Annotated in this window: 14 protein-coding genes, 2 tRNA genes, 3 rRNA genes and 1 pseudogene; 16 read left to right on the top strand and 4 right to left on the bottom strand. The window is 60.3% G+C overall.

The genetic code is table 11. The features are described 5' to 3' along the window. Window positions 1-5: 5 nt before the first annotated feature. Together ACP7BV_RS11265 and ACP7BV_RS11260 are read left to right on the top strand one after the other, a co-directional pair. Window positions 6-824 carry a substrate-binding periplasmic protein gene (locus tag ACP7BV_RS11265; RefSeq protein ID WP_426103906.1) on the top strand — a complete coding sequence of 273 codons (819 nt, stop codon included), beginning with the start codon at window positions 6-8 and terminating at the stop codon, window positions 822-824. Further along, on the top strand, window positions 794-2,938 hold the full coding sequence (locus tag ACP7BV_RS11260) for a TonB-dependent receptor (protein WP_426103905.1): 2,145 nt from the start codon (window positions 794-796) through the stop codon (window positions 2,936-2,938). The genes ACP7BV_RS11265 and ACP7BV_RS11260 overlap by 31 nt, the downstream gene beginning before the upstream one ends. Window positions 2,939-2,951: 13 nt before the next feature. Here ACP7BV_RS11260 and ACP7BV_RS11255 read toward each other — a convergent pair whose 3' ends face one another. Next, window positions 2,952-5,105: a TonB-dependent receptor family protein gene (locus ACP7BV_RS11255; RefSeq protein ID WP_426103904.1), complete on the bottom strand. Its 2,154-nt coding sequence runs from the start codon at window positions 5,103-5,105 to the stop codon at window positions 2,952-2,954. Between the two features lie 163 nt (window positions 5,106-5,268). Here ACP7BV_RS11255 and ACP7BV_RS11250 point away from each other — a divergent pair, with 163 nt between their 5' ends. From ACP7BV_RS11250 to ACP7BV_RS11220, 7 genes are all read left to right on the top strand, one after another. Beyond that, window positions 5,269-6,207, top strand: coding sequence for a beta-propeller fold lactonase family protein (locus ACP7BV_RS11250; protein ID WP_426103903.1), 939 nt, complete (start codon window positions 5,269-5,271; stop codon window positions 6,205-6,207). A 218-nt stretch (window positions 6,208-6,425) separates the two neighbouring features. Next, a complete protein-coding gene (gene adh / locus ACP7BV_RS11245; protein ID WP_426103902.1) occupies window positions 6,426-7,946 on the top strand; it encodes an aldehyde dehydrogenase in 1,521 nt (506 codons plus the stop codon). A 12-nt stretch (window positions 7,947-7,958) separates the two neighbouring features. Further along, the gene (locus ACP7BV_RS11240; RefSeq protein WP_426103901.1) at window positions 7,959-8,348 is read left to right on the top strand and encodes a DUF779 domain-containing protein; all 390 of its coding nucleotides are present in this window, start codon (window positions 7,959-7,961) and stop codon (window positions 8,346-8,348) included. 62 nt (window positions 8,349-8,410) lie between these two features. Further along, on the top strand, window positions 8,411-10,120 hold the full coding sequence (locus tag ACP7BV_RS11235) for a PQQ-dependent methanol/ethanol family dehydrogenase (protein ID WP_426103929.1): 1,710 nt from the start codon (window positions 8,411-8,413) through the stop codon (window positions 10,118-10,120). Between the two features lie 420 nt (window positions 10,121-10,540). Next, the gene (locus tag ACP7BV_RS11230) at window positions 10,541-11,695 is read left to right on the top strand and encodes a porin (RefSeq protein ID WP_426103900.1); all 1,155 of its coding nucleotides are present in this window, start codon (window positions 10,541-10,543) and stop codon (window positions 11,693-11,695) included. Window positions 11,696-11,706: 11 nt separating this feature from the next. Then, entirely contained in the window at window positions 11,707-13,803 is a 2,097-nt protein-coding gene (locus tag ACP7BV_RS11225; RefSeq protein WP_426103899.1) for a 4Fe-4S binding protein, read from the top strand. Between the two features lie 13 nt (window positions 13,804-13,816). Beyond that, window positions 13,817-14,797: an FAD:protein FMN transferase gene (locus tag ACP7BV_RS11220; RefSeq protein ID WP_426103898.1), complete on the top strand. Its 981-nt coding sequence runs from the start codon at window positions 13,817-13,819 to the stop codon at window positions 14,795-14,797. A 1-nt stretch (window position 14,798) separates the two neighbouring features. Here ACP7BV_RS11220 and ACP7BV_RS11215 read toward each other — a convergent pair. Further along, window positions 14,799-16,519 (bottom strand): annotated as a pseudogene (locus ACP7BV_RS11215) (sigma-54-dependent Fis family transcriptional regulator). On the opposite strand from ACP7BV_RS11215, the gene ACP7BV_RS11210 reads away from it, so the two are divergent. The 7 genes from ACP7BV_RS11210 (at window position 16,457) to ACP7BV_RS11180 (ending at window position 23,628) form a co-directional block, all read left to right on the top strand. Further along, window positions 16,457-16,696 carry a hypothetical protein gene (locus ACP7BV_RS11210; protein ID WP_426103933.1) on the top strand — a complete coding sequence of 80 codons (240 nt, stop codon included), beginning with the start codon at window positions 16,457-16,459 and terminating at the stop codon, window positions 16,694-16,696. The pseudogene ACP7BV_RS11215 and the gene ACP7BV_RS11210 overlap by 63 nt on opposite strands. Window positions 16,697-17,318: 622 nt before the next feature. Beyond that, a 16S ribosomal RNA gene (locus ACP7BV_RS11205) occupies window positions 17,319-18,849 on the top strand. Between the two features lie 91 nt (window positions 18,850-18,940). After that, a tRNA-Ile gene (locus ACP7BV_RS11200) sits at window positions 18,941-19,017 on the top strand. Between the two features lie 100 nt (window positions 19,018-19,117). Continuing rightward, window positions 19,118-19,193, top strand: a tRNA-Ala gene (locus tag ACP7BV_RS11195). 247 nt (window positions 19,194-19,440) lie between these two features. Next, window positions 19,441-22,315, top strand: a 23S ribosomal RNA gene (locus ACP7BV_RS11190). 142 nt (window positions 22,316-22,457) lie between these two features. Continuing rightward, window positions 22,458-22,570: ribosomal RNA gene (gene rrf, locus ACP7BV_RS11185) — 5S ribosomal RNA — on the top strand. The 16S, 23S and 5S rRNA genes sit together here with 2 tRNA genes alongside, the layout of an rRNA operon. 395 nt (window positions 22,571-22,965) lie before the next feature. Continuing rightward, the gene (locus tag ACP7BV_RS11180) at window positions 22,966-23,628 is read left to right on the top strand and encodes a PEP-CTERM sorting domain-containing protein (RefSeq protein ID WP_426103897.1); all 663 of its coding nucleotides are present in this window, start codon (window positions 22,966-22,968) and stop codon (window positions 23,626-23,628) included. Between the two features lie 46 nt (window positions 23,629-23,674). Here ACP7BV_RS11180 and cydB read toward each other — a convergent pair whose 3' ends face one another. Both cydB and ACP7BV_RS11170 read right to left on the bottom strand, forming a co-directional pair. Next, window positions 23,675-24,685 (bottom strand): cytochrome d ubiquinol oxidase subunit II, encoded by a 1,011-nt coding sequence (gene cydB, locus ACP7BV_RS11175; protein WP_426103896.1) that lies wholly within the window; start codon window positions 24,683-24,685, stop codon window positions 23,675-23,677. Beyond that, window positions 24,675-26,018, bottom strand: a complete 1,344-nt coding sequence (locus tag ACP7BV_RS11170; protein ID WP_426103895.1) for a cytochrome ubiquinol oxidase subunit I — start codon at window positions 26,016-26,018, stop codon at window positions 24,675-24,677. The genes cydB and ACP7BV_RS11170 overlap by 11 nt, the downstream gene beginning before the upstream one ends. Window positions 26,019-26,194: the final 176 nt, after the last annotated feature.

Here is a 26,194-nt window from a genome sequence, read left to right as displayed (position 1 = left end):
GGCACATGACTACGATCCGTGCACTGATCGCCGGCGCCTGCGCCGCGCTGGCGATGGCAGGCCCCGCCCACGCCGACTGGCAGAAAATTCAACAGTCGGGCGGCCTCAAGGTGGCGGTCTACAATGAGTTTGCGCCGTTCTCGGACAAAGGCCAGGGCATCGACGTCGACCTGGCGCAGGCGCTCGCCAAAAAGCTGGGCCTGCGCCTGAACCTGCTGCCGTTTCCGGCCGGTGAAGAGCTGGGCGACGACCTGCGCAACATGGTCTGGAAAGGCCACTACCTGGGGTACGGCCCGGCCGACGTGATGCTGCATGTGCCGGTCGATAACCGGCTGATGGCGGCCAATCCGCAAGTCGTCATTTTTGCGCCCTACCATGTCGAGGGCGTGCGCCTGGTGCGCAGCGCACGCACGGTGCCAAGCTTTGACGGCGTCGATTCGCTGGCCGGCAAACGCATCGGCGTGGAGAAAGTTTCGATTGCCGCGATGGTGATGCTGGGGGAGGGCAATGGCAAATTTACCCCTGGCGTGAAGATTTATCCGAGCGCGATCGAGGCGCTTGAAAAACTCAAGGCTGGCGAACTGGACGCGGTGCTTGCCACCCGCTCGGAAATCGACTCCGTGCTGCGCGGCGACCGGGCTTTTCCAGTGCACGACATTGCATTTCAGCGCCTGCCGCGCTCGGGATGGGCGGTCGGCATGGCGGTGCGCAAGGACGACACCGAGATGGCCAAGCTGCTGCAGCAAGCCATGAACGAGATGGCGGCCAGCGGTGAGCTCAAGGCGATTTTCGCGTGGCATGGGGTGCAGGTCGTCACGCCATGAAGCGCTGGTGCGGGGCGCTGGGCCTGGCGCTGGCGTGCCAGCCGGCGCTTGCCGACACCGTTGAAATCGTCGGCACTGCGCCCCTTGCTGGACTGGGGATTGAACGCAAGCTGCTGCCGTACTCGGTGCAACTGGCGGGCAGCGACCAGATCGGCGACGCGCATGCGGGCAACCTGGCGGACTACCTGAACTGCAACCTGAATGGCGTGAACGTCAACGACATTTCGGGCAGCCCGTTTCAGAACGACGTCACCTACCGCGGCTTTCGGGCCTCGCCGGTACTCGGCACTGCGCAGGGCATCTCGGTCTACCTGGACGGCGTGCGGGTCAACGAGCCGTTCGGCGACGTGGTGAACTGGGACATGCTGCCCGAATCCGCGCTGGCCAGCGTGCTGCTGGTGCCCGGTTCAAATCCCGTGTACGGACTCAATACCCTGGGCGGGGCGCTGGTGCTGACCACCAAAAGCGGCGCCACGCACCCGGGAGGTGAAGTCGATCTGTCAGTCACAAGTGGGGGCCGGCGGCGGCTCGACCTGGCGCTGGGCGCGGTGGATGGCAACTGGCACAGCTTTGTTGGTTCGACCCTGTTTGACGACGATGGCTGGCGCGACCATTCGCAGGGCCGGCTTGGCAATGTGTTTGCCAAGGTCGGACGCGACGACGGCGTGTCGGCGGCCAGCGTGTCGCTGCTGGGCGGGCGCAGCCAACTGCGTGGAAACGGCTTGCTGCCCGACGAACTGGCGCAGCGGGACTGGCGCGCCGTGTACACGTTCCCTGACGAGACGCGCAACGCGCTCTGGCAACTGGCTCGCAATGCGAGCCGGCGTTTTAACGGCGGCGCCGTGCTCTCGGCGCTGGCCTATGCACGCCGCAGCCGCAGCGACACCGTCAACGGCGACGTGGAGGAAGGGCCCGCAGGCGTGTTCAATACCACCAGCACGCGCCAGCGGGGCCAGGGCGCCAGCGTGCTGCTGGGCGTGCGCGGCAAGCGGCACCGTATCGACATCGGCGCCACGGTTGACGCCAGCGCCGTCGCCTTTGCCCAGTTCGAGCAAGATGGCGTGCTGACGGACGAACGCGGCATCGTTGCCGACCCGGCGCAGGAGCGCGTTCCTGCATCGTCGGTGACGGGCCGTGCCAGCGCGCTCGGCGTGTTTGCCAGCGACACCTGGAGCGCCGCGCCCGGGCTGCACGTGACGGCGGCCGCGCGCGTCAACCACGCCGCAGTGAGTAATACGCTGACCAGCGCCAGGGGCTTGCAGCCGCGCGAACGCTTCACCTACAGCAGCATGAATCCATCGCTCGGCGCAGCCTTCGAGGCCGGCGCCGGCTGGATGCTGGTGGCCAACGCCGCGCAGGGCAACCGGGTGCCGACCGTGATCGAACTTGGCTGCGCCGATCCCACGCAGCCCTGTCAGCTGCCGGTAGGCCTGCAGTCCGATCCCTACCTGAAACAGGTCGTCGCGCGCACGCTCGAAGCCGGCGCCCGCTACCAGCATGGGGGAACCAGCGCTTCGCTGTCGCTGTACCGCACCATCAACCGGGACGACATCCTTTTCATCAGCTCCGGCCTGTCGCGCCAGGGTTACTTTGCCAATTTTGAACGCACGCGCCACCAGGGACTCGATTTTTCGTGGCGCGCGAACGTGGGCCAGGTACAGCTCAATGCCAGCTACAACTACCTCGACGCCGCGTATGACGCCAAGGGCACGCTGTTTACCGGTGTGCGCGCAGTGCCGGTGGAGCAGGGCACGCCGCTGGCCGGTTTGCCGCGCCATAGCGTCAAGCTGGGCGCGCAATGGATGCTGGGCGAGTCGTTCACGGTGGGCGCCGACGCGCAAGTTTTTTCGCGCATGGTCGTACAGGGAAATGAAGACGGTCTGCTGCCCGGCCTTGGGGTGGCCGGCTACCGCCTGTTGAGCGTGCGCGCCAGCTGGGAAAGCGCCAAGCACTGGGAGCTGTACGCGCGCGTCGACAATCTGCTGAACCGGCGCTTTGCCAGTTTTGGCGCCGTGGGCCGCAACCTGTTTGGCGCGGCGCCGGACGCCAACACGCGCTTCATCGCACCGGGCACGCCCCGCATGCTGCGTTTCGGGGCGCGCTACCACTATTGAGCCGCTTGAAAAATCAGCGCCAGCTGTACTGGGCGCTGAAACCGAGCATCCAGTTGCGGCCCGGCGCCGCCTCGTAGAAGCGCTTGTTGGCGTCGCCCACGATGACCGAGCCGACGTAGGCTTTGCCGGCCAGGTTATTCACGCGCACGAATTGTTTCAGGCGCCAGCCGTCCAGCGTCTGCTGCGCCTGGACGCGCGCATTGAGCACCGCGTAGCCCGGCGCCGGGATGTCGAGATTGGCGTCATCCGCATACACCTTGCTGCTGGCAGTCGTTTCGATGGCTGCCCCAAGATTGCCGCCGCTGCTGTTCCAGGCCAGTTCTGCGAACAGGTTCGCCCGCGGCACGCCGGGCAGGCGGCTGCCTTGCGCCACGGCGCCAAAGCCTTGCGCGTAAATGGCGCGCAGCAGCGTGATGGCGGCCCGGCTGCTGAAACCCGCGTCCAGCTTGCTGTCGACCGACAGTTCGGCGCCCTGGCGCAGCGTGGCGCTGGCGTTGCGGTAGCTGGTGCGCCCGCCAGTGGCCACATCGACCACCAGTTCGTCGTCGGTTCTGGCCTGGAACAAGGCCGCGTTCACGCGCGTATTGCTGCCGATGTAGGTTTTGACGCCGGCTTCCACATGCACGCTGGTGGCAGGGCGAAGGCCAAAATTGAAACCCGCCCCGGCGCCCGAGTAAAACAATTCATTGAGCGTGGGCGCTTCAAAGCCGCGCGCGGCGCTGGCATACACGTTCAGGACCGGCGAGACCTTGTACAGAGCGCCAAGTACCGGCGTAGTATGGCGATAGTTGACGCTGCCGCTGTCAATGCCATTGCTGGCGTAGCGGTCGGTGACGGCCACCTTCAGGCGGCTGTGGCGCAGTCCGCCCGTCAGCACCCAGGGGCCGCCCTGCCATTCGGCCTGCGCGTACGGGTCAATGCTCGAGACGGTATCGGTCTCGTCGCGACGCAGTTTGCCTTGCAGGCCAAACTGCGCGCCGACGAAGTTTTCGAAACCCTGGCGCTGGTCGCGCGATCGTCCGTAGTCCAGACCGACGGTGGTACTGAGCTTGCCGCCCGCCAGCGGCAGCACGTGCAGCCAGTTGATGTCGGCACCGTGAAAGTCGCGCGCGAAATCGACCACGCCGCCGGACTGGGTGGCCGGCGTCTGGACAAAGCGCGAAAACGCCTGGTACTGGATCACTTGCCGGTTGCCGGCGTAGGCCATCAGGCGCACGCGGTCCTCGCCCAGGCGCTGCTCGAACGAGATGCCAGCCTGTTGATGGTCGATGCTCTTGCGCGTGTTGTAGCGCTCGGCCAGCGTGCGCTTGGGCGTGGCGGTATCGGTGGCGTCGGTTTCGCCGGCGCGCCGGTCGCGCTGCAAGGTGGCCCAGGTGACGCCGAGCGGGTCTTGCGTGTCGTCCTGGCGCAGCGCGCTGGCGGTGACGGCAAGGCGGCTCGCGTCCGTAGGTGCGAGCGTCATCTTGGCGTAGGCCTGGTCGCGCGTGGCGGCGCTGTGGCTGCGGTAGCCGTCGGTATCAAAGCGCGAGGTGTCAATCACGTAGCCGATGCCGCCGCTCTCGCCCTGGGCGTTGACGTCAAGCTTGCGGCTGCCGTAGCTGCCCGCCGTCAGGGTCGATTCGACGCTGGGGCGGCCTTTGCCGTCGCGCGTGAAGAGGGCGATGGTGCCGCCCGAGTGGTTGCCGTAAATGGCCGAAAACGGCCCGCGCAGCACTTCGATGCGGTCGGCCAGGTCGAGGTTGAAGGTGGCCGCCTGGCCCTGGCCGTCGGGCATGGTGGCCGGGATGCCGTCGGCAATCAGGCGCACGCCGCGCACGCCAAAGGCGGAGCGGGCGCCAAAGCCGCGCGAGGAAATCTGCAGGTCTTGCGCATAGTTCTGGCGGTTTTGCACGACCAGTCCGGGCACGGCGGCCAGGGCTTCCGAGGCGTTGACGCGCATCTGGGCGGCGCCGATGCGGGCCGCGTCGATGACGTCGATGGCCGCCGGCAGGTCGAAGCTGGCGTGTTCCATGCGGCTGCCGCTGACGACGACGACGTCGACCGGCGCGCCGGCAACAGCGACGGCGACGGCGACCGGCGCGGCGGCGCCCGACTGGGCAGCGGCCAGCGGCGAGAGCGCGGCAGCCACCAGGCTGGCGATGGCGTTGAGGCGAAATGGGTGGTTCATGCAGTCTCCAATAATGAGGTACGCCCGCTTGCGGTCATTCGGCGGGTCTGTGCCAACAGCGTAAGCAATATACCTGCCAGCACAAAATTTTGCAGTGGCACAGTGCTTGCATGAAATCCCGCATGCGCGCGCGGCTTGCGCCTTCATTTATGAAAGGGATTCCATGAAAAACTTCGCTTTGTTCTCTCTCGCAACTATCGTTGTGGCCAGTGCCGCCGCCGGCCCCCTGGCCTATGTGCCCAATGAAAAATCCGGTACCGTCAGCGTGATCGACACCGCAACCGATGCCGTGGTGCGCGAACTGGCGGCCGGCAAGCGCCCGCGCGGTATCGCCGCCGACCCGGCCGGCAAGACCTTGTTCGTAACCGATGCGGGCAGCAATGCGCTGCTGGTGCTGGACGCGGCAGGCGGGGCGGCGGAGCCGTCAATTCCCCTTGGCAAGTCGCCGGAAGGGGTGCACGCGTCGGCCGACGGCCGTTACGTGGCCGTGGCGGTGGAAGAAAGCAACAGCGTGACGCTGATCGATGCGCCAAGCCGGCGCCAGCTGGCCGACATCAAGGTCGAGGGCAAGAATCCCGAGCACGCCGTGTTCAGTCCGGACGGTCGCTGGCTGCTGGTCAGCGCCGAGGAAGCGGAGCAGGTCGACGTCATCGACGTGGCGCTGCGGCGCCAGGTGGGCAAGATCGCCGTCGGCCTGCGCCCGCGCGGGATCGGTTTTTCGGCCGACTCGCAGCGCGCATATGTGGCCGCGGAAATGGTCAGCACCGTGTACGTGATCGACATGGCGACCAGGACGGCGGTCGCGGCCATACCTGCCGGCAAAAATGCGAACGGCATTGCCGTGCATCCGAATGGCAAGCATGTGTATGTCTCGAACGGGGCGGACGGCACCGTGATGCGGATCGATACGGCGACCAATCGCGTCAGCGCCACGATTGCGGTGGGAAAGCGTCCGTGGAACATGGCGCTCACGCCCGACGGAGCCAAGTTGTACGTCGCGAACGGCCGCTCCGCCAGCGTCAGCGTGATCGATACGGCAAGTGGCAGCAAGCTGAAGGATATCCCGGTTGGCGAATTGCCTTGGGGTGTACTGATCCGCTGACTGCTCCAGATTGCAACACCCGGTGGCACGCCGCAGTGTTCAGAAAACAAACAGTTCGCCAGCTTCCTTGCGATTGATCAATAGGACCTTTTGACCTGCTTCTACTCTGGAATGTCCCTTTGTCCCGTTCGCTGGCACGGCGCTTGCGCTAGGGAACAGGTGATCAACACACTCCGTTGCCTGCAACAGTAATCCAACTACTTCAGAAAGAGGACGACATGAATCTCGCGGACATCAGCAAACTGGGCGTCGCCAATCCATTCAAGCAACGCTATGACAATTACATCGGCGGCAAGTTCGTGGCGCCGGTCAAGGGCGAGTATTTCGGCAACATCACGCCGATCACCGGGCAGGTTTTTTGCGAAATCGCCCGTTCGAGCGCCGAAGATATCGAGCTGGCGCTGGACGCCGCCCACGCCGCCAAGGATGCCTGGGGCAAGACGTCGCAAACCGAGCGCGCCAACATCCTCAACAAGATCGCCGACCGCATGGAGGCGAACCTGACCTTGATCGCCACCGCCGAAACCATCGACAACGGCAAGCCGATCCGCGAAACCATGGCCGCCGACATTCCGCTGGCCATCGACCATTTCCGTTACTTTGCCGGCTGCATCCGCGCCCAGGAAGGCTCGGTCGCGCAGATCGACCATGAAACCTACGCTTACCACTTCCATGAGCCGCTGGGCGTGGTCGGGCAGATCATTCCATGGAACTTTCCGATCTTGATGGCGGTGTGGAAGCTGGCCCCGGCGCTGGCCGCCGGCAACTGCGTCGTGCTGAAACCGGCCGAGCAGACCCCGGCGTCGATCCTGGTCTTGATCGAGCTGATCGGCGACCTGCTGCCGCCAGGCGTGCTCAACATTGTCAACGGCTTTGGCCTGGAAGCGGGTAAACCGCTCGCTTCCAACAAGCGCATCGCCAAGATCGCGTTTACCGGCGAAACCGGCACCGGCCGCTTGATCATGCAATACGCGGCGCAAAACTTGATTCCCGTCACGCTGGAACTGGGCGGCAAGTCGCCGAACATTTTCTTTGCCGACGTAATGGACGCCGACGACGCATTCTTCGACAAGTGCCTGGAAGGCTTCGCCATGTTCGCGCTGAACCAGGGCGAAGTGTGCACCTGCCCGTCGCGCGTGCTGATTGAAGAATCGATCTATGAAGCCTTCATGGAGCGCGCCCTGGCCCGCGTGGCCGCCATCAAGCAGGGCAATCCGCTCGATGCATCGACCATGATCGGCGCCCAGGCTTCGCACGAGCAGCTGGAAAAAATCCTGTCGTACATGGATATCGGCAAGCAGGAAGGGGCCGAACTGCTGGCCGGCGGCGAACGCAACATGCAGGCGGGCGACCTGGAAGGCGGCTATTACGTGCAGCCTACCGTGTTCAAGGGCGACAACAGCATGCGCATCTTCCAGGAAGAAATTTTCGGGCCAGTGGTGTCGGTCACGACCTTCAAGGATGAAGCCGATGCGCTGCGCATTGCCAACGATACCTTGTATGGTCTCGGCGCCGGGCTGTGGACGCGCGACGGTTCGCGCGCCTTCCGCGTGGGCCGCGCCATCCAGGCCGGGCGCGTGTGGACCAATTGCTACCACCTGTATCCGGCGCATGCCGCTTTCGGCGGCTACAAGCAGTCGGGCATCGGGCGCGAGAATCACAAGATGATGCTCGACCATTACCAGCAGACCAAGAACCTGCTGGTCAGCTACAGCCCGAACGCACTCGGCTTTTTCTGACAGGTGAGCCCCATGGACCATCCACTCGCACGCGTGATTGCAACAGAACAGGCCCTGGCCATGATCGGCGAGCTGCGCAAGCGGCATGGTCCGCTCATGTTTTTCCAGTCGGGCGGGTGCTGCGACGGCAGCGCGCCCATGTGTTACCCGGCAGGCGAATTTAACATCAGCGACACCGATGTGTACCTGGGCAACCTGGACGGGGCGCCGTTCTATATGGGGCTTGAGCAATTTGCATACTGGGAGCATACCCAGTTGATTATCGACGTGGTCGACGGCAACGGCGGCATGTTTTCACTTGATAACGGAACAGGGCGACGCTTCCTGACGCGCTCGCGCCTGTTCACCGATGAGCAATTGCGCATCCTCAGCGCCGATTCGCCGGCCAAGCGCCAACTATAAAAACCGATTTATACAAGAGGAGAGAAATTGTGCAGAAAAAACTACTGGGTGTCGTGATCGGCATGGCCGCCGCATCGCTGGTGCAAGCCACCAATGTCACCAGCGCCATGCTGGTCAACACGGCCAAGGACCCGAAAAGCGTGCTCTCGTCCGGCATGGGGACTGAAGGCCAGCGCTTTTCGCCGCTGACCATCGTCAATACCAAAAACGTGAGCAAGCTGGTGCCGGCCTGGTCGATGTCGTTCGGCGGCGAAAAGCAGCGCGGGCAGGAATCGCAGCCCTTGATCCATGACGGAAAAATGTTCGTGACCGCGTCGTATTCGCGCATCTTTGCCGTGGATCTGAAAACCGGCACCAAGCTGTGGAAGTACGAGCACCGGCTGCCGGACGGCATCATGCCATGCTGCGACGTGGTCAACCGGGGTGCTGCGCTGTACGGCAACCTGGTCATTTTCGGCACGCTCGACGCTCAGCTCGTCGCGCTCGACCAGACCACGGGCGCGGTGGTGTGGAAGGAAAAGGTCGACGACTACGCGGCCGGCTATTCGATGACGGCCGCGCCGCTGATCGCCAAGGGCTTGCTGCTGACGGGTGTCTCGGGCGGCGAGTTCGGCATCGTGGGCCGGGTCGAAGCGCGCGACCCAATGACGGGCCAGCTGGTCTGGTCGCGTCCGACGGTCGAAGGCCACATGGGCCACAAGTACGACAAGGACGGCAAGGCGAGCGACAACGGCGTCTCGGGCACGGTCAACAAAACCTGGCCGGGCGACTTGTGGAAGACCGGCGGCGCCTCGACCTGGATGGGCGGCACCTATGACGAGAGCACCGGCCTGGCGTATTTCGGCACGGGCAACCCGGCGCCGTGGAACAGTCATCTGCGCCCGGGCGACAACCTGTTTTCCTCGTCCACGGTGGCCATTGATCCGGCCGACGGCAAGATCAAGTGGGCGTACCAGGGCACGCCGAACGATTCGTGGGACTTTGACGGCTCCAATGAATTTGTCACCTTCGACATGGATGGCAAGCGCTACGGCGGCAAGGCGGACCGCAACGGCTTTTTCTACGTCGTGGACGCCAAGAACGGCAAGCTGCAGAACGCCTTTTCGTTCGTAAAAAAAATCACCTGGGCCAGCAGCATTGACCTCAAGACGGGCCGGCCCAATTTCATCGCCGCCAATCGTCCGAGCGACCCGACCAAGGGCGCTGACGGCAAGAAGGGTTCGACGGTGTTCTCGGCACCGGCGTTTCTGGGCGCGAAAAACCAGATGCCGATGGCGTACAACCCGCAGACCAAGCTGTTTTACGTGCCGGCCAACGAGTGGGGCATGGATATCTGGAATGAGCCGATCAGCTACAAGAAGGGTGGGGCATTCCTGGGCGCGGGCTTTACCATCCGGCCGATTTTCGACGACTATATCGGCGCGCTGCGCGCGGTCGACCCGAAGAGCGGCAAGATCGTCTGGGAGATCAAGAATACCGCGCCGTTGTGGGGCGGGGTGATGAGCACCGCCGGTGGGCTGGTTTTTTACGGCACGCCGGAAGGGTTTCTGAAGGCGGTCGACGCCAGGTCGGGCAAGGAGCTGTGGAAGTTCCAGACCGGCTCCGGCGTGGTCGCGCCGCCGGTCACGTGGCAGGACGGCGGGGAGCAGTATATTGCCGTGGTGTCGGGCTGGGGCGGCGCAGTGCCCCTGTGGGGCGGTGAAGTGGCCAAGAAGGTCAACTTTTTGGAGCAGGGTGGATCGGTGTGGGTGTTCAAGCTGCCCAAAGGGTGAGGGTGCGGACAAGGTGGTTTTAAAGACGGCTTCGGCCGTCTTTTTTTATGGAAATCGTGCAGGCGGCGGTCGCAAAAAGGGAAGGTTGCAGCAGTCGTAGGTCGGATAAGCGCTAGCGCAATCCGACAAGCGTCGCGTTGACGCATGTCGGATTGCGCTGGCGCTTATCCGACCTACGCTCATCATTGCAACACATTCGCGCCAATGGCAGCGCTGTCGTAACCTTGGCCTGCCTGCGCGAGGACGATGTGGCGCAGCGATCAAAAACAGAACACCGCTGCATCACATCTGGTCCGATTCTGCACACAAGCGCGCCCATACCTGCGCCATCCAGCCTTCATCGCTTCAGGCACGCTTATTGCCATCTCCTTTAGTACATCGCGTGATGTACACAGCATATAAAACATAAAGAGGGATCCCATGAAGAAGATTTTTGCGTTGACCGTTATCGCCGCAGCGAGCATGCAGCAAGCACAGGCTGTCGACATCAAGGCCGGCGACTGGACGGTCGGCGTGGGCGGCATCGTCAACGCCTATTACACGGTCGTCTCCTGCAAGGGCGACGCAGTCGGCGGCCTGGCACTGGGCTCGCAAGGCCTGGGCTGTGGTGGCCGGGACGATCGCACCACCATCGGCAACGGCCTGCTGCCCAACGGCCTGGTCGCATCGGCCGCGTCCACCCAGGGCGGCTATGACGTCAAGGCGCTGATCGGCATCTACAATTCAACGGCCACCGACAGCGCCATCGGCCAAAACAGCGTGGTCGATGTGCGCCAGGCGTACTTCACATTCGGTAACGCCGAGATCGGCACCATCAAGCTTGGCCGCGACTACGGCATCTTCGGCGCCAATGCCATTCTCTCCGACATGACGCTGCTCGGCGCCGGCGCGCCGGTGCAGGCGACCCAGCGCGGCCGCGTCGCGCTCGGCCACATCGGCGCCGGTTACACCTACCTTGGCAACTACGGACAGATGGCGTACAGCACGCCCAAGTCAGCCTCCGGCATCGGCTTCGACGTGGGCTTGATGAGTCCAGTGGACGACACCCCGGTCGTGGCCAGCCCCGCCTTCAGCGCCGGCTCGAGCCCGCAGCTGCAGGCGCAGGTGACGTACACGGCATCCGGCTTCAAGGCGTGGCTCGGCGCCAAGTCGCAGAAATTTGAATCGGTCACGCCCGGCGTGGACGACCTGACCATGCGCGGCGTCGAGATCGGCGCGTCCTATACATCCGGCGCCTTCGGCCTGCTGGGCAATGTGCAAAGCGGGAAGGGGCTGGGCATCCTGTCGGACGCCGATCAGGGCGACGTCAAGTCCGTCAACTACCTGGCGCAGGCCACGTACAAGACCAGCCCGAAGCTCAAGCTGGGTCTTGGCTACGGCATGAGCGAGAACGATGAAAATACCGCCGGCACGGGCGGCCTGAAGTCGAATGCCAACCTGACGCTGGGCGCTTACTACTCGCTCAATAGCGCCGTCACGCTGGTTGCTGAAGTTGGCCGCACGCGCTCGCGCGGCTTTGACGGCAGCAGCGCGCGCATGAACGGCGCGGCGCTCGGCGGCATCATCTTCTTCTGATAGTGGCGCGCGTGCGATTGATTCGTTACCTGTTGCTGTGGGCCGCGGTGCTGTGCACGGCGAGCGCGGCGGCCGGCACGCTGTCGCAGGCTGACCTGGCCAGGCGCTTTCCCGCGCCTTTGCAGGTCGGCCAGAAGGCGGCCGACATTGCGGCCTGGCCTATCTTCAAGCAGAACGGGACGTCGACCGACCTGGTGGGTTATGCCTTCGAGTCGATCGACCTGGCGCCGATTCCCGGTTTTGCCGGGGTGCCGATGAACGCGCTGGTGACGATTGATCCGGCAGGGACCTTCCTCGACGTCGTGGTGCTGTCGCACCACGAGCCGGTGTTCCTGGACGGCTTGGGAGAGGCGCCCCTGTTTCAGTTTGCAAGCCAGTACAAGGGACTGTCCCTCAAGCAGAATCTGCATATCGACAGCAAGACCAAGCGCGAACGCGCGCCCGATGCCGCCAACGCCTACCTGGACGGCGTATCGAAGGCGACGGCGTCGGTACGCATTCTGAATCAGAGCGTGCTGTCGGCGGCGCTGAAGGTCGCGCGCAAGAAGCTGGGGTTCGCGGCCGGCCGCGACCCCGACCAGATCGCGCGCATCAACATGGACTACTTCGACAAGCTCACTACCAGCGACATGCTCGCTGCTGGCATGATCAAGCGGGTGCGCTTGCTTAACCGCGATGTCGAGCGTTTGTTTGCTGGCAGCGCGGGTGCAGGCCTGGAGCCGCAGGCGCTGAACGAACCCGATGAACTGTTCATTGACCTGTACCTGGCGCAAGTGTCGGTGCCGTCGGTGGGGCGCAACCTGCTGTCGCCTGCGAGCTGGGCCAAGCTGAAGGGCCGGCTCGATCCGGGCGACCAGGCGCTGCTGGTCATGTCCGGTGGCCGCTACAGTGTGCTGGCCAATGACTTTGTCCGCAGCGGCATCACGGAGCGCATCGGCATGCGGCAGGACAAGCTGCCCATCGACATGCGCGACCTGGACCTGGACATCAAACTGGCCGATCCGGCGGCGCTGCCGGTGTCGAACATCGCCGTGTTTCGGGTGATCGCGCAGGCGGGCCTGGACCCGGCAAGCGCGATCGATTTTTCGCTGCCGATCACGCGCAAGAAGGGCATCGTCTATCCGGAACGGATCGTGCGCGCCGTCGACTTCCAGTACGCGCTGCCGCTCAAATATATAGACGCACCAACGGCAAGCGAAAAATCGTGGGTCGGGATCTGGCGTGCGCGTGTTGGCGAGCTTGGGATCCTCGCGGCGGGGCTGGCGCTGTTGGCCGCAGCGCTGACGGGGCAAAAGCGCCTGACGGCCGACGGCGCGCGCTTTGCCTGGTTTCGTCGTGCCTACCTGTTGTTCACGGTCGCCTTTGTCGGCTATTACGCGCAGGGCCAGCTATCGATCGTCAACGTTACCGGCGTGATCCAGTCGCTGCTGGCCGGCCGCTCGCTGGAGTTTTTCATGTACGACCCGATGACCGTTGTGCTGTGGGGGTTTGTGGCCGTATCGCTGCTTGTATGGGGAAGGGGAACGTTCTGCGGCTGGCTGTGTCCATTTGGCGCGCTGCAGGAATTGACCGGAAAACTGGGCCAGGCGCTGCGTCTGCCCCAGCTGAAAATACACACGCGCGCCGATGGGCGTCTCAAGCTTGTCAAGTACGGCCTGCTGGCGGCGATCGGCGCCAGTGCCGTGTTCGCGCCCGCGCTGACCGACAAGCTGGTGGAGCTCGAACCGTTCAAGACCGCAGTCACGCTAAATTTTATACGCGCCTGGCCTTTCGTGGCGTACGCAGTCGGCTTGCTCGCACTGTCGATGGTTTCGTATAAATTCTTTTGCCGTTACCTGTGTCCTTTCGGCGCGGCGCTGGCGCTGTTTGGCCACGTGCGCATCTTCGATTGGATCGTGCGGCGCAAGCAGTGCGGCACGCCGTGCCAGAGCTGCCGCCGCCGCTGTGAATACAAGGCGATCAAGTCCGATGGCGCCATCAGCTACGACGAGTGCTTCCAGTGCATGGAATGCGTCGTCATTTACGAGAGCGACGCACAATGCGCGTCCTTGATGCTCGAACTCAAACGCGCGCGCACGATTCCCATCGTGGTCGCGCCAAACCGATAACATGGAGGCCGTCATGCAACGCCGAACCTTTATAGCAGCATCGCTTGGTGCGGTGGCAGGCTGCGCGCGACTGCCGGGAGAGCCGCGCTGCGCTACCCATTCGGCGGCGCTGGCCTTTGGCACCACTGTCACCATCACCGTGCTCCACGCCGATGCGGCGCTCGCCGCTCTTGCAATGGACGAGGCTTTTGCCCAGGCGCGCATGGTCGAGCGCTTGATGAGCATTCATGACGCCGGCAGCCAGGTGTATGCGCTCAATCGCCATGGTGTGCTGGCCTATCCGGATCCGCATCTGCTGGCGGTGCTGGCGCAGGCGCAGGCGCAGGCGCTGTCGGTCCTCACCCGCGGCGCCTTCGACATCACGGTTCAGCCCCTGTGGCGCGCGTATAGTGAGGCGACCTCGCCCAGCCACCGCCCGGCTGCTGCCGACCGCCTGAAGGCGGGAGCCCTGGTCAACTGGCAGCGCGTGCGCGTGGACGACGTGCGGGTAAAACTAGACAAGCCGGGCATGCAGGTGACGCTCAACGGACTGGCGCAAGGCTACGCGGCCGACCTGGCGCTCGCAGCGCTGCGTGCGCGCGGTGTCAAACATGCGCTGGTGGACATGGGCGAGTTCGCGTCGCTGGGCGCGCGGCAGGATCGCCAGCCATGGACGCTGGGCGTGGAGGACCCGCGTGAACCGGCAGCGCTGGCGGCCAGGCTGCGCACCGATGGCCGGTGCGTGGCCACGTCGGGCGACTATGCGTCGTGGTTCACGCCGGACTTTGTGCACCACCACATTTTCGATCCGGCCACGGGCGAGTCGCCCCAGGAGCTCTCCAGCGTGACGGTGGTGGCGCCCACGGCCATGCTGGCGGACGGCCTCTCGACAGCGTTCATGGTGATGGGTTCGCGCAAGGCGCACGCGCTGGCCGCGACGCTGCCGGGCGTCGATCTGCTGACCATCAACAAGCGCGGCATCGTCTGGAAGTCGCCCTCCTTTCCGGCGGCATGAGCTACTTCAGGTGCGGCATCTTGCGGTAGATGGTATTGCGCGACACGCCGAGCGCGCGCGCCGTGGCCGAGACGTTGCCCCCGTGCGCCTCGAACGACCTGAGAATGGCGGAATGCTCCATCTCGTCCAGGTTGGCGCCGGTCGCCATGATGCGCGTGGCGTTGGTATCGATATCGTCAAAGAAGTCGTCGGGCATGTGGCGCATGCCGATCTCGTGTTCGTCGGACGCCATGATGATCGCGGTGCGCAGCAAATTGGTCAGTTGGCGGAAGTTGCCGGGCCACTTGTGCTTGTGAAACAGGTCGAGCACTTCGGCCGAGACCGTGTACTTGCCGCCATTGGACTCGGTGGCCAGGATTTTTTTCACGACGATGTCGAGATCGGTGCGCTCGCGCAGCGGCGGCAGCTTGACGACCAGGCCATTGAGCCGGTAGTACAGGTCTTCGCGAAACAGCCCTTTGGCCATGCGCTCGCGCAGGTTGTGATTGGTGGCGCAGATCAGTTCAACGTTGACGGGAATCGATTTGCTGCTGCCGAGCGGCGTGACCATGCGCTCCTGCAGCACCCGCAGCAAGCGCGCTTGCAGGCTGAATGGCATATCGCCGATTTCATCAAGGAACAAGGTACCGCCATTGGCTTGCAGGATCTTGCCGATCGCCCCTTTCTTGCGCGCGCCAGTGAAGGCGCCGTCTTCGTAGCCAAAGAGTTCCGATTCGATCAGCGTTTCAGGGATCGATGCACAGTTGACGGCCACGAACGGACTCATCGCGCGGGGCGAATCGTTGTGGATGGCCTGGGCCAGCAATTCCTTGCCGGTACCTGTTTCGCCCATGACCAGGATGGGAATGTCGCGCCCCAGCACCTTGTTGACCTTGTCAATCACCTGCTCAAGCTGCGGGTCGCCCGTATTCAGGTAGCGCAGGCCGGACAGGCGTGCGGCGGGCCGGGCGGGCGCGTGGGAAGGAGCACTGATGATTTCCTGGTTGTCGGTCAGCGCATGGGCGCCGTTGGCCAGGCGCAGCTGGGCGCGGCCGTAGACGCGCACGCCGCTGTGCATGCACAGGTTCAGCAACCCCGGCGCGGCGGTGCGGTAATGGTCGAACAGCGCCGATACCGGCAAACCAAACAGCGAGCTGAAGGTGTGCGACTGCAATGCGGAGAAGGACAGGCCGAGCTGGAACAAGCCGTTGCTGTTGGCCGACAGGAAGCGTCCGCCCGGCGTGAAAGAGGCGATGCCTTCCATCAGGGTGCCGATGAATTCGGGCCGGGCATGGAAGTGCAGGGTGATCGCGTCTTCGAATGTGGCCGAAAACAATTGGTTCTCGATCATCAGCGCCGACATGCGCACCAGCGCCATGGTGTGCTTGTGAAAGCTGCGCTGGTCGCCGGAGACGTCGAGCACGCCGACGACCTTGCCCTGGTAATCGGTGATCGGCGCCGCCGAGCAGGTCAGAAAGTGGTTCGCCGCCAGGTAGTGCTGGTCTGCGTGGACCAGGGTGGCGGTGCGTTCGGCGATAGCGGTGCCAATTGCGTTGGTGCCTCTGCACTGTTCTGACCATGCCACGCCAGGCTGGAGAGCAACGCGGTCGGCCTTTTCAAGGAGGTCGTCGTCGCCCAGCGAATGCACGATGGTGCCGTTGGCGTCGTTATCACCATGTTATGCGTATTGATGATTTGCTGATACAACGTTTCCATGGCCGGCACCGCGTGCGCGTGCAGCATGCAGTTCTTATCGATAAGATCGGTCAGGTCGCCGCGCTGCAGTGGACTGAAGTCCGGCATCGTGGATGGCGTAAGGCCAAAGGCAAGCGAACGTTTATGGGACGAGTTGATTATGGCGGGAATATCGTCATCCCAACGGGTGGCTGCGGCGCGCATGCTGCCGCTGTTCGCAAGTGAAACAGAGTGGTGGTTCATTGTCGCTTGTCTCCTGGTGGGCCCTTGCCTGCGGCTCTCTTAATGGAACTGTCGTGTTCCAGAATGTAGCACTTGTCCCGGATATGAACAAAAATTGTGTCCATGTCGCGGGGTGGCGCCGTTCTATAGGCAGTGCAGTGGAACTACCAGCAAGTTTGGTGCCAATCGCTTACGTGAAACTGTCGGGCGCCGTTAAATAGGCCTTGCCAAGCCATGGAGGCGTTTGCTATAGTTCGCCTCCCCGATGAAAAGGTTAACGAAATCAAGTAGTTATCAGGTAGTCAGGGCGCGCTCCGAAAGAACTTTTCAAGAAGCGCGGTAACAAAAAGAGGTTGACGAGTGAAGCGAAGTGCTTCATAATCTTGCCTCTCTGCTGCAACGAACACAACGCTTCGTACCGCGCAGCAAGAAGTACGGAATAAGTTCTTTAAAAATTAACAGTCGATAAGTGTGGGCGTTTGATGAAGGTGCCAACGAAGCGTAAGCCGAGTTGAATACTTAAATTATCAAATGTTCACAAAGAAGAAATATAGGCGCTTCGCAAGAAGTGGCCTGTCAGTATTTTGAGTGAGCGATCTGTCCGCAAGGACATTAAACAGAGATTGAACTGAAGAGTTTGATCCTGGCTCAGATTGAACGCTGGCGGCATGCCTTACACATGCAAGTCGAACGGCAGCGCGGGGCAACCTGGCGGCGAGTGGCGAACGGGTGAGTAATATATCGGAACGTACCCTGGAGTGGGGGATAACGTAGCGAAAGTTACGCTAATACCGCATACGATCTAAGGATGAAAGTGGGGGATGCGCAAGCACCTCATGCTCCTGGAGCGGCCGATATCTGATTAGCTAGTTGGTGGGGTAAAGGCCTACCAAGGCATCGATCAGTAGCTGGTCTGAGAGGACGACCAGCCACACTGGAACTGAGACACGGTCCAGACTCCTACGGGAGGCAGCAGTGGGGAATTTTGGACAATGGGCGAAAGCCTGATCCAGCAATGCCGCGTGAGTGAAGAAGGCCTTCGGGTTGTAAAGCTCTTTTGTCAGGGAAGAAACGGTGAGGGCTAATATCTTTTGCTAATGACGGTACCTGAAGAATAAGCACCGGCTAACTACGTGCCAGCAGCCGCGGTAATACGTAGGGTGCAAGCGTTAATCGGAATTACTGGGCGTAAAGCGTGCGCAGGCGGTTTTGTAAGTCTGTCGTGAAATCCCCGGGCTCAACCTGGGAATTGCGATGGAGACTGCAAGGCTAGAATCTGGCAGAGGGGGGTAGAATTCCACGTGTAGCAGTGAAATGCGTAGAGATGTGGAGGAACACCGATGGCGAAGGCAGCCCCCTGGGTCAAGATTGACGCTCATGCACGAAAGCGTGGGGAGCAAACAGGATTAGATACCCTGGTAGTCCACGCCCTAAACGATGTCTACTAGTTGTCGGGTTTTAATTAACTTGGTAACGCAGCTAACGCGTGAAGTAGACCGCCTGGGGAGTACGGTCGCAAGATTAAAACTCAAAGGAATTGACGGGGACCCGCACAAGCGGTGGATGATGTGGATTAATTCGATGCAACGCGAAAAACCTTACCTACCCTTGACATGTACGGAAGCCACGAGAGATCGAGGTGTGCTCGAAAGAGAGCCGTAACACAGGTGCTGCATGGCTGTCGTCAGCTCGTGTCGTGAGATGTTGGGTTAAGTCCCGCAACGAGCGCAACCCTTGTCATTAGTTGCTACGAAAGAGCACTCTAATGAGACTGCCGGTGACAAACCGGAGGAAGGTGGGGATGACGTCAAGTCCTCATGGCCCTTATGGGTAGGGCTTCACACGTCATACAATGGTACATACAGAGGGCCGCCAACCCGCGAGGGGGAGCTAATCCCAGAAAGTGTATCGTAGTCCGGATTGTAGTCTGCAACTCGACTACATGAAGTTGGAATCGCTAGTAATCGCGGATCAGCATGTCGCGGTGAATACGTTCCCGGGTCTTGTACACACCGCCCGTCACACCATGGGAGCGGGTTTTACCAGAAGTAGGTAGCTTAACCGCAAGGGGGGCGCTTACCACGGTAGGATTCGTGACTGGGGTGAAGTCGTAACAAGGTAGCCGTATCGGAAGGTGCGGCTGGATCACCTCCTTTCTAGAGTTGCACTTGGCTATAGAGCCAATTCATTGAGCGTCCACTCTTATCGACTGTTGAAATTAGAAGAAACAGTAGCAGTGTCCAAGTCGGGGCTGTAGCTCAGCTGGTTAGAGCACCGTGTTGATAACGCGGGGGTCGTTGGTTCGAGTCCAACCAGCCCTACCAAAACAAACAAACGAAAGTGAACACCTACTTTCGTTTGGGCTAGTCAGCCAAAAATCACTGGCAGAGCCAGATGATTTTAGAGCAAAAGCCAGGTAAAACCGGGGGATTAGCTCAGCTGGGAGAGCACCTGCTTTGCAAGCAGGGGGTCGTCGGTTCGATCCCGTCATCCTCCACCAACACACTCTACTATCTCTTAAAGTACAAACGTAAGTCAGCGCAATTGGCGCCTGGGTTTAGGTTTGATCTTTCAGAGATTAAAAGCTGTTTCGTTCTTTAACAATCTGGAAGAAGTAAAGTTTTAATCGAATCGTCGACAGACGGTTCGATGGGTAGTGATTGTATGTATCAAAACAAAGCAACAACGCTGTACTCTTATCTCTGTAACGTCTTTCCGCTTAGTCAGTGGAGAGGCTAACGTTATAGGGACAAGCGAATAAGTGCACATGGTGGATGCCTTGGCGATTACAGGCGATGAAGGACGTAGTAGCTTGCGATAAGCTGCGGGGAGTGAGCAAACACACTTTGATCCGCAGATTTCCGAATGGGGAAACCCGGCCTTATAGGTCATTGCATACTGAATACATAGGTATGCAAAGCGAACGCGGCGAACTGAAACATCTAAGTAGCTGCAGGAAAATAAATCAACCGAGATTCCCAAAGTAGTGGCGAGCGAAATGGGATGAGCCTGCACGTTTTAGCACGACGCATAGAAGAATCCCCTGGAAATGGGAGCCATAGACGGTGATAGCCCGGTATTCGAAATGCGATGTGTGGAACTAAGCGTGCGACAAGTAGGGCGGGACACGAGAAATCCTGTCTGAATATGGGGGGACCATCCTCCAAGGCTAAATACTCGTAATCGACCGATAGTGAACCAGTACCGTGAGGGAAAGGCGAAAAGAACCCCGGGAGGGGAGTGAAATAGATCCTGAAACCGTGTGCATACAAACAGTAGGAGCGGACTTGTTCCGTGACTGCGTACCTTTTGTATAATGGGTCAGCGACTTACATTCAGTGGCAAGGTTAACCGTATAGGGAAGCCGTAGAGAAATCGAGTCCGAATAGGGCGACAGTCGCTGGGTGTAGACCCGAAACCAAGTGATCTACTCATGGCCAGGATGAAGGTGCGGTAACACGCCCTGGAGGTCCGAACCCACTAATGTTGAAAAATTAGGGGATGAGCTGTGGGTAGGGGTGAAAGGCTAAACAAACTTGGAAATAGCTGGTTCTCTCCGAAAACTATTTAGGTAGTGCCTCAAGTATCACCATCGGGGGTAGAGCACTGTTATGGCTAGGGGTTCATTGCGAATTACCAAACCATTGCAAACTCCGAATACCGATGAGTGCGAGCTTGGGAGACAGACGTCGGGTGCTAACGTCCGGCGTCAAGAGGGAAACAACCCAGACCGCCAGCTAAGGTCCCAAAGATTGGCTAAGTGGAAAACGAAGTGGGAAGGCTAAAACAGTCAGGATGTTGGCTTAGAAGCAGCCATCATTTAAAGAAAGCGTAATAGCTCACTGATCGAGTCGTCCTGCGCGGAAGATGTAACGGGGCTAAGCCAGTCACCGAAGCTGCGGATATTGAGCAATCAATATGGTAGGAGAGCGTTCTGTAAGCCTGCGAAGGTGTCTTGTAAAGGATGCTGGAGGTATCAGAAGTGCGAATGCTGACATGAGTAGCGATAATGGGGGTGAAAAGCCTCCACGCCGTAAGCCCAAGGTTTCCTGTTCAACGTTCATCGGAGCAGGGTGAGTCGGCCCCTAAGGCGAGGCAGAGATGCGTAGCTGATGGGAAGCAGGTTAATATTCCTGCACCGTCGTATGATGCGATGGGGGGACGGATCGCGGAAGGTTGTCCGGGTGTTGGATGTCCCGGTTTTTGACTCATAGAAGGCGCTTAGGCAAATCCGGGCGCGGAATTCAAGGGGTTGAGACGAGAGACTTATGTTTCGAAGCAATCGGAAGTGGTTCCAAGAAAAGCCTCTAAGCTTCAGTCATACGAGACCGTACCGCAAACCGACACAGGTGGGCGAGATGAGTATTCTAAGGCGCTTGAGAGAACTCGGGAGAAGGAACTCGGCAAATTGGTACCGTAACTTCGGGAAAAGGTACGCCCTTGTAGTTTGACCACTTTACTGTGGAAGGATGAACGGGTTGCAATAAACTGGTGGCTGCGACTGTTTAATAAAAACACAGCACTCTGCAAACACGAAAGTGGACGTATAGGGTGTGACGCCTGCCCGGTGCTGGAAGATTAAATGATGGGGTGCAAGCTCTTGATTGAAGTCCCAGTAAACGGCGGCCGTAACTATAACGGTCCTAAGGTAGCGAAATTCCTTGTCGGGTAAGTTCCGACCTGCACGAATGGCGTAACGATGGCCACACTGTCTCCTCCCGAGACTCAGCGAAGTTGAAATGTTTGTGATGATGCAATCTACCCGCGGCTAGACGGAAAGACCCCATGAACCTTTACTGTAGCTTTGCATTGGACTTTGAACCAATCTGTGTAGGATAGGTGGGAGGCTTTGAAGCGTGGACGCCAGTCTGCGTGGAGCCAACCTTGAAATACCACCCTGGTTTGTTTGAGGTTCTAACCTTGGTCCGTTATCCGGATCGGGGACAGTGCATGGTAGGCAGTTTGACTGGGGCGGTCTCCTCCTAAAGTGTAACGGAGGAGTTCGAAGGTACGCTAGATACGGTCGGACATCGTGTTGATAGTGCAATGGCATAAGCGTGCTTAACTGCGAGACTGACAAGTCGAGCAGGTACGAAAGTAGGACATAGTGATCCGGTGGTTCTGTATGGAAGGGCCATCGCTCAACGGATAAAAGGTACTCTGGGGATAACAGGCTGATTCCTCCCAAGAGTTCATATCGACGGGGGAGTTTGGCACCTCGATGTCGGCTCATCACATCCTGGGGCTGTAGCCGGTCCCAAGGGTATGGCTGTTCGCCATTTAAAGTGGTACGTGAGCTGGGTTTAAAACGTCGTGAGACAGTTTGGTCCCTATCTGCCGTGGGCGTTGGAAATTTGAAGGGGGCTGCTCCTAGTACGAGAGGACCGGAGTGGACAGACCTCTGGTGTACCGGTTGTCACGCCAGTGGCATTGCCGGGTAGCTAAGTCTGGAAGAGATAACCGCTGAAAGCATCTAAGCGGGAAACTTGCCTTGAGATGAGATTTCCCAGAGCTTTAAGCTCTTTAAAGGGTCGTTCGAGACCAGGACGTTGATAGGTCAGGTGTGGAAGTGCAGTAATGCATTAAGCTAACTGATACTAATTGCCCGTACGGCTTGTCCCTATAACCTTAGCAGGTACAGAGATAAGAATACGCGTTGTGCTTTGTGTGATACACGAATCGCTACCAGAAATAATAAAACAATACTTCTTCCAGATTCAAGCTAGTGCTGCCCTGTCGGGAGCACCAAGCTGTACAAGTTATGCCTGATGACCATAGTAAATCGGTACCACCCCTTCCCATCCCGAACAGGACCGTGAAACGATATTACGCCGATGATAGTGCTGCAACCAGTGTGAAAGTAGGTTATCGTCAGGCTAGTTATAAGAGAAAAACCCCGCAGAAATGTGGGGTTTTTTTTCGTCCCCAGATTACACCCGTCAATATGCCAAGCACGGCAACCTTAGGACGGATGAAATCCGCCATGTTCGCGTCCCGTTACCGTTCCTGCAGTCGTTATAAGCGAAAACCCGCAGAAATGTACCGATTTTCCCTAAACGTCGTCATTGGCGTTAATTTCAACGGAACCGTGCACCTTTCCAAGCACAAGCAATCCATGCAATAAATGGCATTTGGTATGAAAGAATTGCCATTGCGATATTTGTGTTGCTTCTCGATGTTATGATTTCTCTAATGAATTGTTGAGCGCATCAACAATTTGAGCAGTGTCAATAACGCACACGTCAAACTTCACATTAGAGCCAGAAAAAATCATGACCTTCAATACCTTTAAATTCGCTGCGGTCGCTGCGGCACTTGCCCTCAGCGCCCCTGCCTTTGCCAGCCTCACCTACGCCACGGGCCAAGACCTTGACCATGACGATCTGGACGACCAGTTCACCGTCAATAGCGCTCAAGCCTACCTCGTTACCGCTGCCGCGCCTGGCTGGCCAGTACTGCCACAGCCAAGCGTGACGAGTGGGCGCTACATTTCGTGGGATCCCATCCAGTCCGGCCGTCCGTCGACTGTGTTCAGGAACAACGTCTACAACTACAGTTTCCAGTTCAACTGGGCCGGTTCCATGTTGCAGGGGAACGCTGATACGACCACCTTCGATTTCCGCTGGATCTCTGACGACTACCTGACCGACGTTACCCTCAATGGTACGTCGCTCGGCGTGAACAATATCGGCGCATCGAAGGTCTGGCGCATTTCGAACAGCGCTTCGGTCGTCGGCGAGCTGCTCCAGGGACTCAACACCATTAATTTCTTGGTGAACAATACTGGTGGCGGCGCGAACGGATTGGCAGCGGACTTCACCATCCACGGCAACGCTGTCGCGGTCCCATCATCCGACGTGCCTGAGCCGGCACCTCTGGCCTTGATGGGTCTTGGACTGGCGATCGCGCTGGCAGTGTCGCGCAAGCGCGCCTGATCAGCACCTCGCAACCAGCCGCCTGATCGACGGCAACATGTCGCGATCAGGGCCCGTGATAGCCGGCATCAGCCTTGACCTTCCCCCGAAACAACCAGTATGACCAAAACACGTACAGCAAAATCACCGGTAGCAGGAACATGGTGCCCACCATCAGAAACTGCTGGGACATGGGCGCCGTCGCGGCATCCCACAAGGTAATGGACGGCGGCGCCACATACGGCCACAGTGAAATAATCAGCCCCGTGAACGACAGGAAAAACAAGCCCATCGAAGCGAGAAAGGGCACCACCTCGCGTCCCCTGCGCAAGGATTGCCATATAAGCCAGGCAAGCACCACGGTCAGCAGCGGCACTGGGGCAAAATAAAAGAAATTGGGAAGCGTGAACCAGCGCGCGGCGATACGCTCGTTTGTCAGCGGCGTCCAGACGCTCACCATGAGGATAAAGGCAAGTATGCCCAGCAAGGCGCGCTGCGCCATCGTGCGCGTCCATTCCTGCAGCGCGCCTTCGGTTTTCATGTACAGCCAGGTGGCGCCAAGCAGCGTGTAGCCGACGACCAGGCCAGCGCCGGTCAGCAGCGGGAACGGACCGATCCAGTCCCAGCTGGTTCCGGAAAACGCGCGGCCTTTGACCGGGAATCCTTCGATGAAATTGCCAAGCACGACGCCCTGCGCGAAAGTCGCAAGCAGAGAGCCGTACGCAAACGACCTGTCCCAAACCGCGCGCCGGGCTTGGGGCACGTGCCGGAACTCGAACGCAACCCCGCGAAACAACAGCCCCAGCAGCATGACCAAAATGGGGAAATAGACCGCCGGCATGATTACGGCAAACGCGAGCGGAAACACGGCCAGCAATCCGCCGCCGCCCAACACCAGCCAGGTTTCATTAAAGTCCCAGATCGGTGCGACCGACGCCACCATCAGGTCGCGCTCTTCTGCATCCTTGCGGAAAAAGAACAGGATGCCTACGCCAAGGTCGAAGCCGTCGAGCAGCACATACATCAGCACCGCGAGCGACAGGATCAGTGCCCACAGTGGCACCAGGTCAAGGGACATCGGATCCTCCCGCAAGTGTCGCCTGGCCATCTGCATTGCTCACCGCCGACATGGGGCGCATCAGCACAAAGCCGCCCCCGAAAATGATGATGTACGCCAGCACGTAACCGGCCAGCGAAATGAGTACGTCAAGCGTGGTGAGCGAGGGCGTCACACCCTCGCTGGTGCGCATCAGCCCATACACCACCCAAGGCTGGCGCCCGACTTCCGTCACCGTCCAGCCAGCCACCACGGCAATAAAGCCGAAAGCGCCCGACACCTGGCATGCGCGTAGATACCAGCGCGTATCGAACAGGCGGCCGCGCCACCACAGCAACAGGCCGGTGAGGACGATGGCGAGCATGAGCAGGCCGACGCCGACCATGACGCGAAACGCAAAATACACCACCGCGACAGGCGGGCGGTCCTGCCGCGGCCATTCCTTCAAGCCCTTGACTTCACCGTTCGGATCGTGTGTCAGGTAAATGCTTGCCAGCTTGGGAATGGCAATTTCAAGATGATTTTTCTCTGCCTCGGCATCGGGCAGCGCGAACAGGGAAGCGGCGACACCGCGCTGGGTTTCCCATATGCCTTCCATGGCGGCCACCTTTGCAGGCTGATGCTGCAGCGTGTTCAGGCCGTGCAGGTCGCCAAGCATGATCTGCAAGGGCACGAACAGGGCGAGCAACAGCAGCGACATGCGCATCATGATGCGGCTCTCGGCGCGCGCCGCCCCCCGCAGCAAATAATAGGCACCGACGGCGAGGACCACGAACGCCGTGGTGATCAGGAATGCCGAGACGGTATGCGCGAGCCGGTATGGAAAGGAGGGCGTGAAGATCACGGCGGACAGGCTGAGCGGGAAAAAACGCCCGTCGACGATCTGGTAGCCGGCCGGCGTCTGCATCCAGCTGTTTACGGCGAGAATCCAGAACGATGACAGCACGGTGCCCAGCGCCACCAGGACCGCCGACAGCGCGTGCGCCCACTGCGGCACGAGCTTCCTGCCAAAGAGCAACACGCCGAGGAAGGCGGATTCAAGAAAGAATGCGGTGACGACTTCGTAGGCGAGCAGCGCGCCGACCACGTTCGAGGTGGCGTCGGTAAACCGGCTCCAGTTGGTGCCAAACTGGAACGGCATGACGATCCCCGACACCACGCGCATGCCGAACGAGATCGCGAAAATCTTGATCCAGAACGCCGACAGCCGACGCACCGTCTCGTCCTTGCCCAGCCAGTAGCGGACCTCGAGGGTGGCCACATAGCAGGACAGGCCGACCGTAAAGGCCGGCAGCAAGATGTGGAATGCAATCAGCCAGGCGAACTGCATCCTGGAGAGGAACAAGGCATCCATGGGAACCCTTATGCAAGCAGTGCTGCCGAAAGCAGACTTTGATGCATCAGGCAAATGGGCCGATGATCCCGCTCAACCGTGTCCCGGGAACTGTGGCCGCGAACTGCGCTCCTTGCTACTCGCCGTCCTGTTGACGGTGCAGCGTTCGGTCTTCGCCGAGCCAAGCGACCTGCTTG

It is taken from the genome of Massilia sp. TSP1-1-2, assembly GCF_049896185.1.
In the GTDB taxonomy this organism is placed as follows: Bacteria; Pseudomonadota; Gammaproteobacteria; order Burkholderiales; family Burkholderiaceae_D; genus Telluria_A.
Note: the sequence above shows the minus strand (reverse complement) of the source record. Positions and strands in the feature narration are given on the sequence as shown.

Bases quoted from the DNA above. Each gene is read 5' to 3' on its own strand.
- ACP7BV_RS11230 (WP_426103900.1), top strand. From the start codon at position 10,541: ATGAAGAAGATTTTTGCGTTGACCGTTATCGCCGCAGCGAGCATGCAG.
- adh (WP_426103902.1), top strand. From the start codon at position 6,426: ATGAATCTCGCGGACATCAGCAAACTGGGCGTCGCCAATCCATTCAAG.
- ACP7BV_RS11170 (WP_426103895.1), bottom strand. From the start codon at position 26,018: ATGGATGCCTTGTTCCTCTCCAGGATGCAGTTCGCCTGGCTGATTGCA.
- ACP7BV_RS11235 (WP_426103929.1), top strand. From the start codon at position 8,411: ATGGCCGCCGCATCGCTGGTGCAAGCCACCAATGTCACCAGCGCCATG.
- ACP7BV_RS11265 (WP_426103906.1), top strand. From the start codon at position 6: ATGACTACGATCCGTGCACTGATCGCCGGCGCCTGCGCCGCGCTGGCG.
- ACP7BV_RS11255 (WP_426103904.1), bottom strand. From the start codon at position 5,105: ATGAACCACCCATTTCGCCTCAACGCCATCGCCAGCCTGGTGGCTGCC.
- ACP7BV_RS11250 (WP_426103903.1), top strand. From the start codon at position 5,269: ATGAAAAACTTCGCTTTGTTCTCTCTCGCAACTATCGTTGTGGCCAGT.
- ACP7BV_RS11180 (WP_426103897.1), top strand. From the start codon at position 22,966: ATGACCTTCAATACCTTTAAATTCGCTGCGGTCGCTGCGGCACTTGCC.
- ACP7BV_RS11240 (WP_426103901.1), top strand. From the start codon at position 7,959: ATGGACCATCCACTCGCACGCGTGATTGCAACAGAACAGGCCCTGGCC.
- ACP7BV_RS11220 (WP_426103898.1), top strand. From the start codon at position 13,817: ATGCAACGCCGAACCTTTATAGCAGCATCGCTTGGTGCGGTGGCAGGC.
- ACP7BV_RS11210 (WP_426103933.1), top strand. From the start codon at position 16,457: ATGCGTATTGATGATTTGCTGATACAACGTTTCCATGGCCGGCACCGC.
- cydB (WP_426103896.1), bottom strand. From the start codon at position 24,685: ATGTCCCTTGACCTGGTGCCACTGTGGGCACTGATCCTGTCGCTCGCG.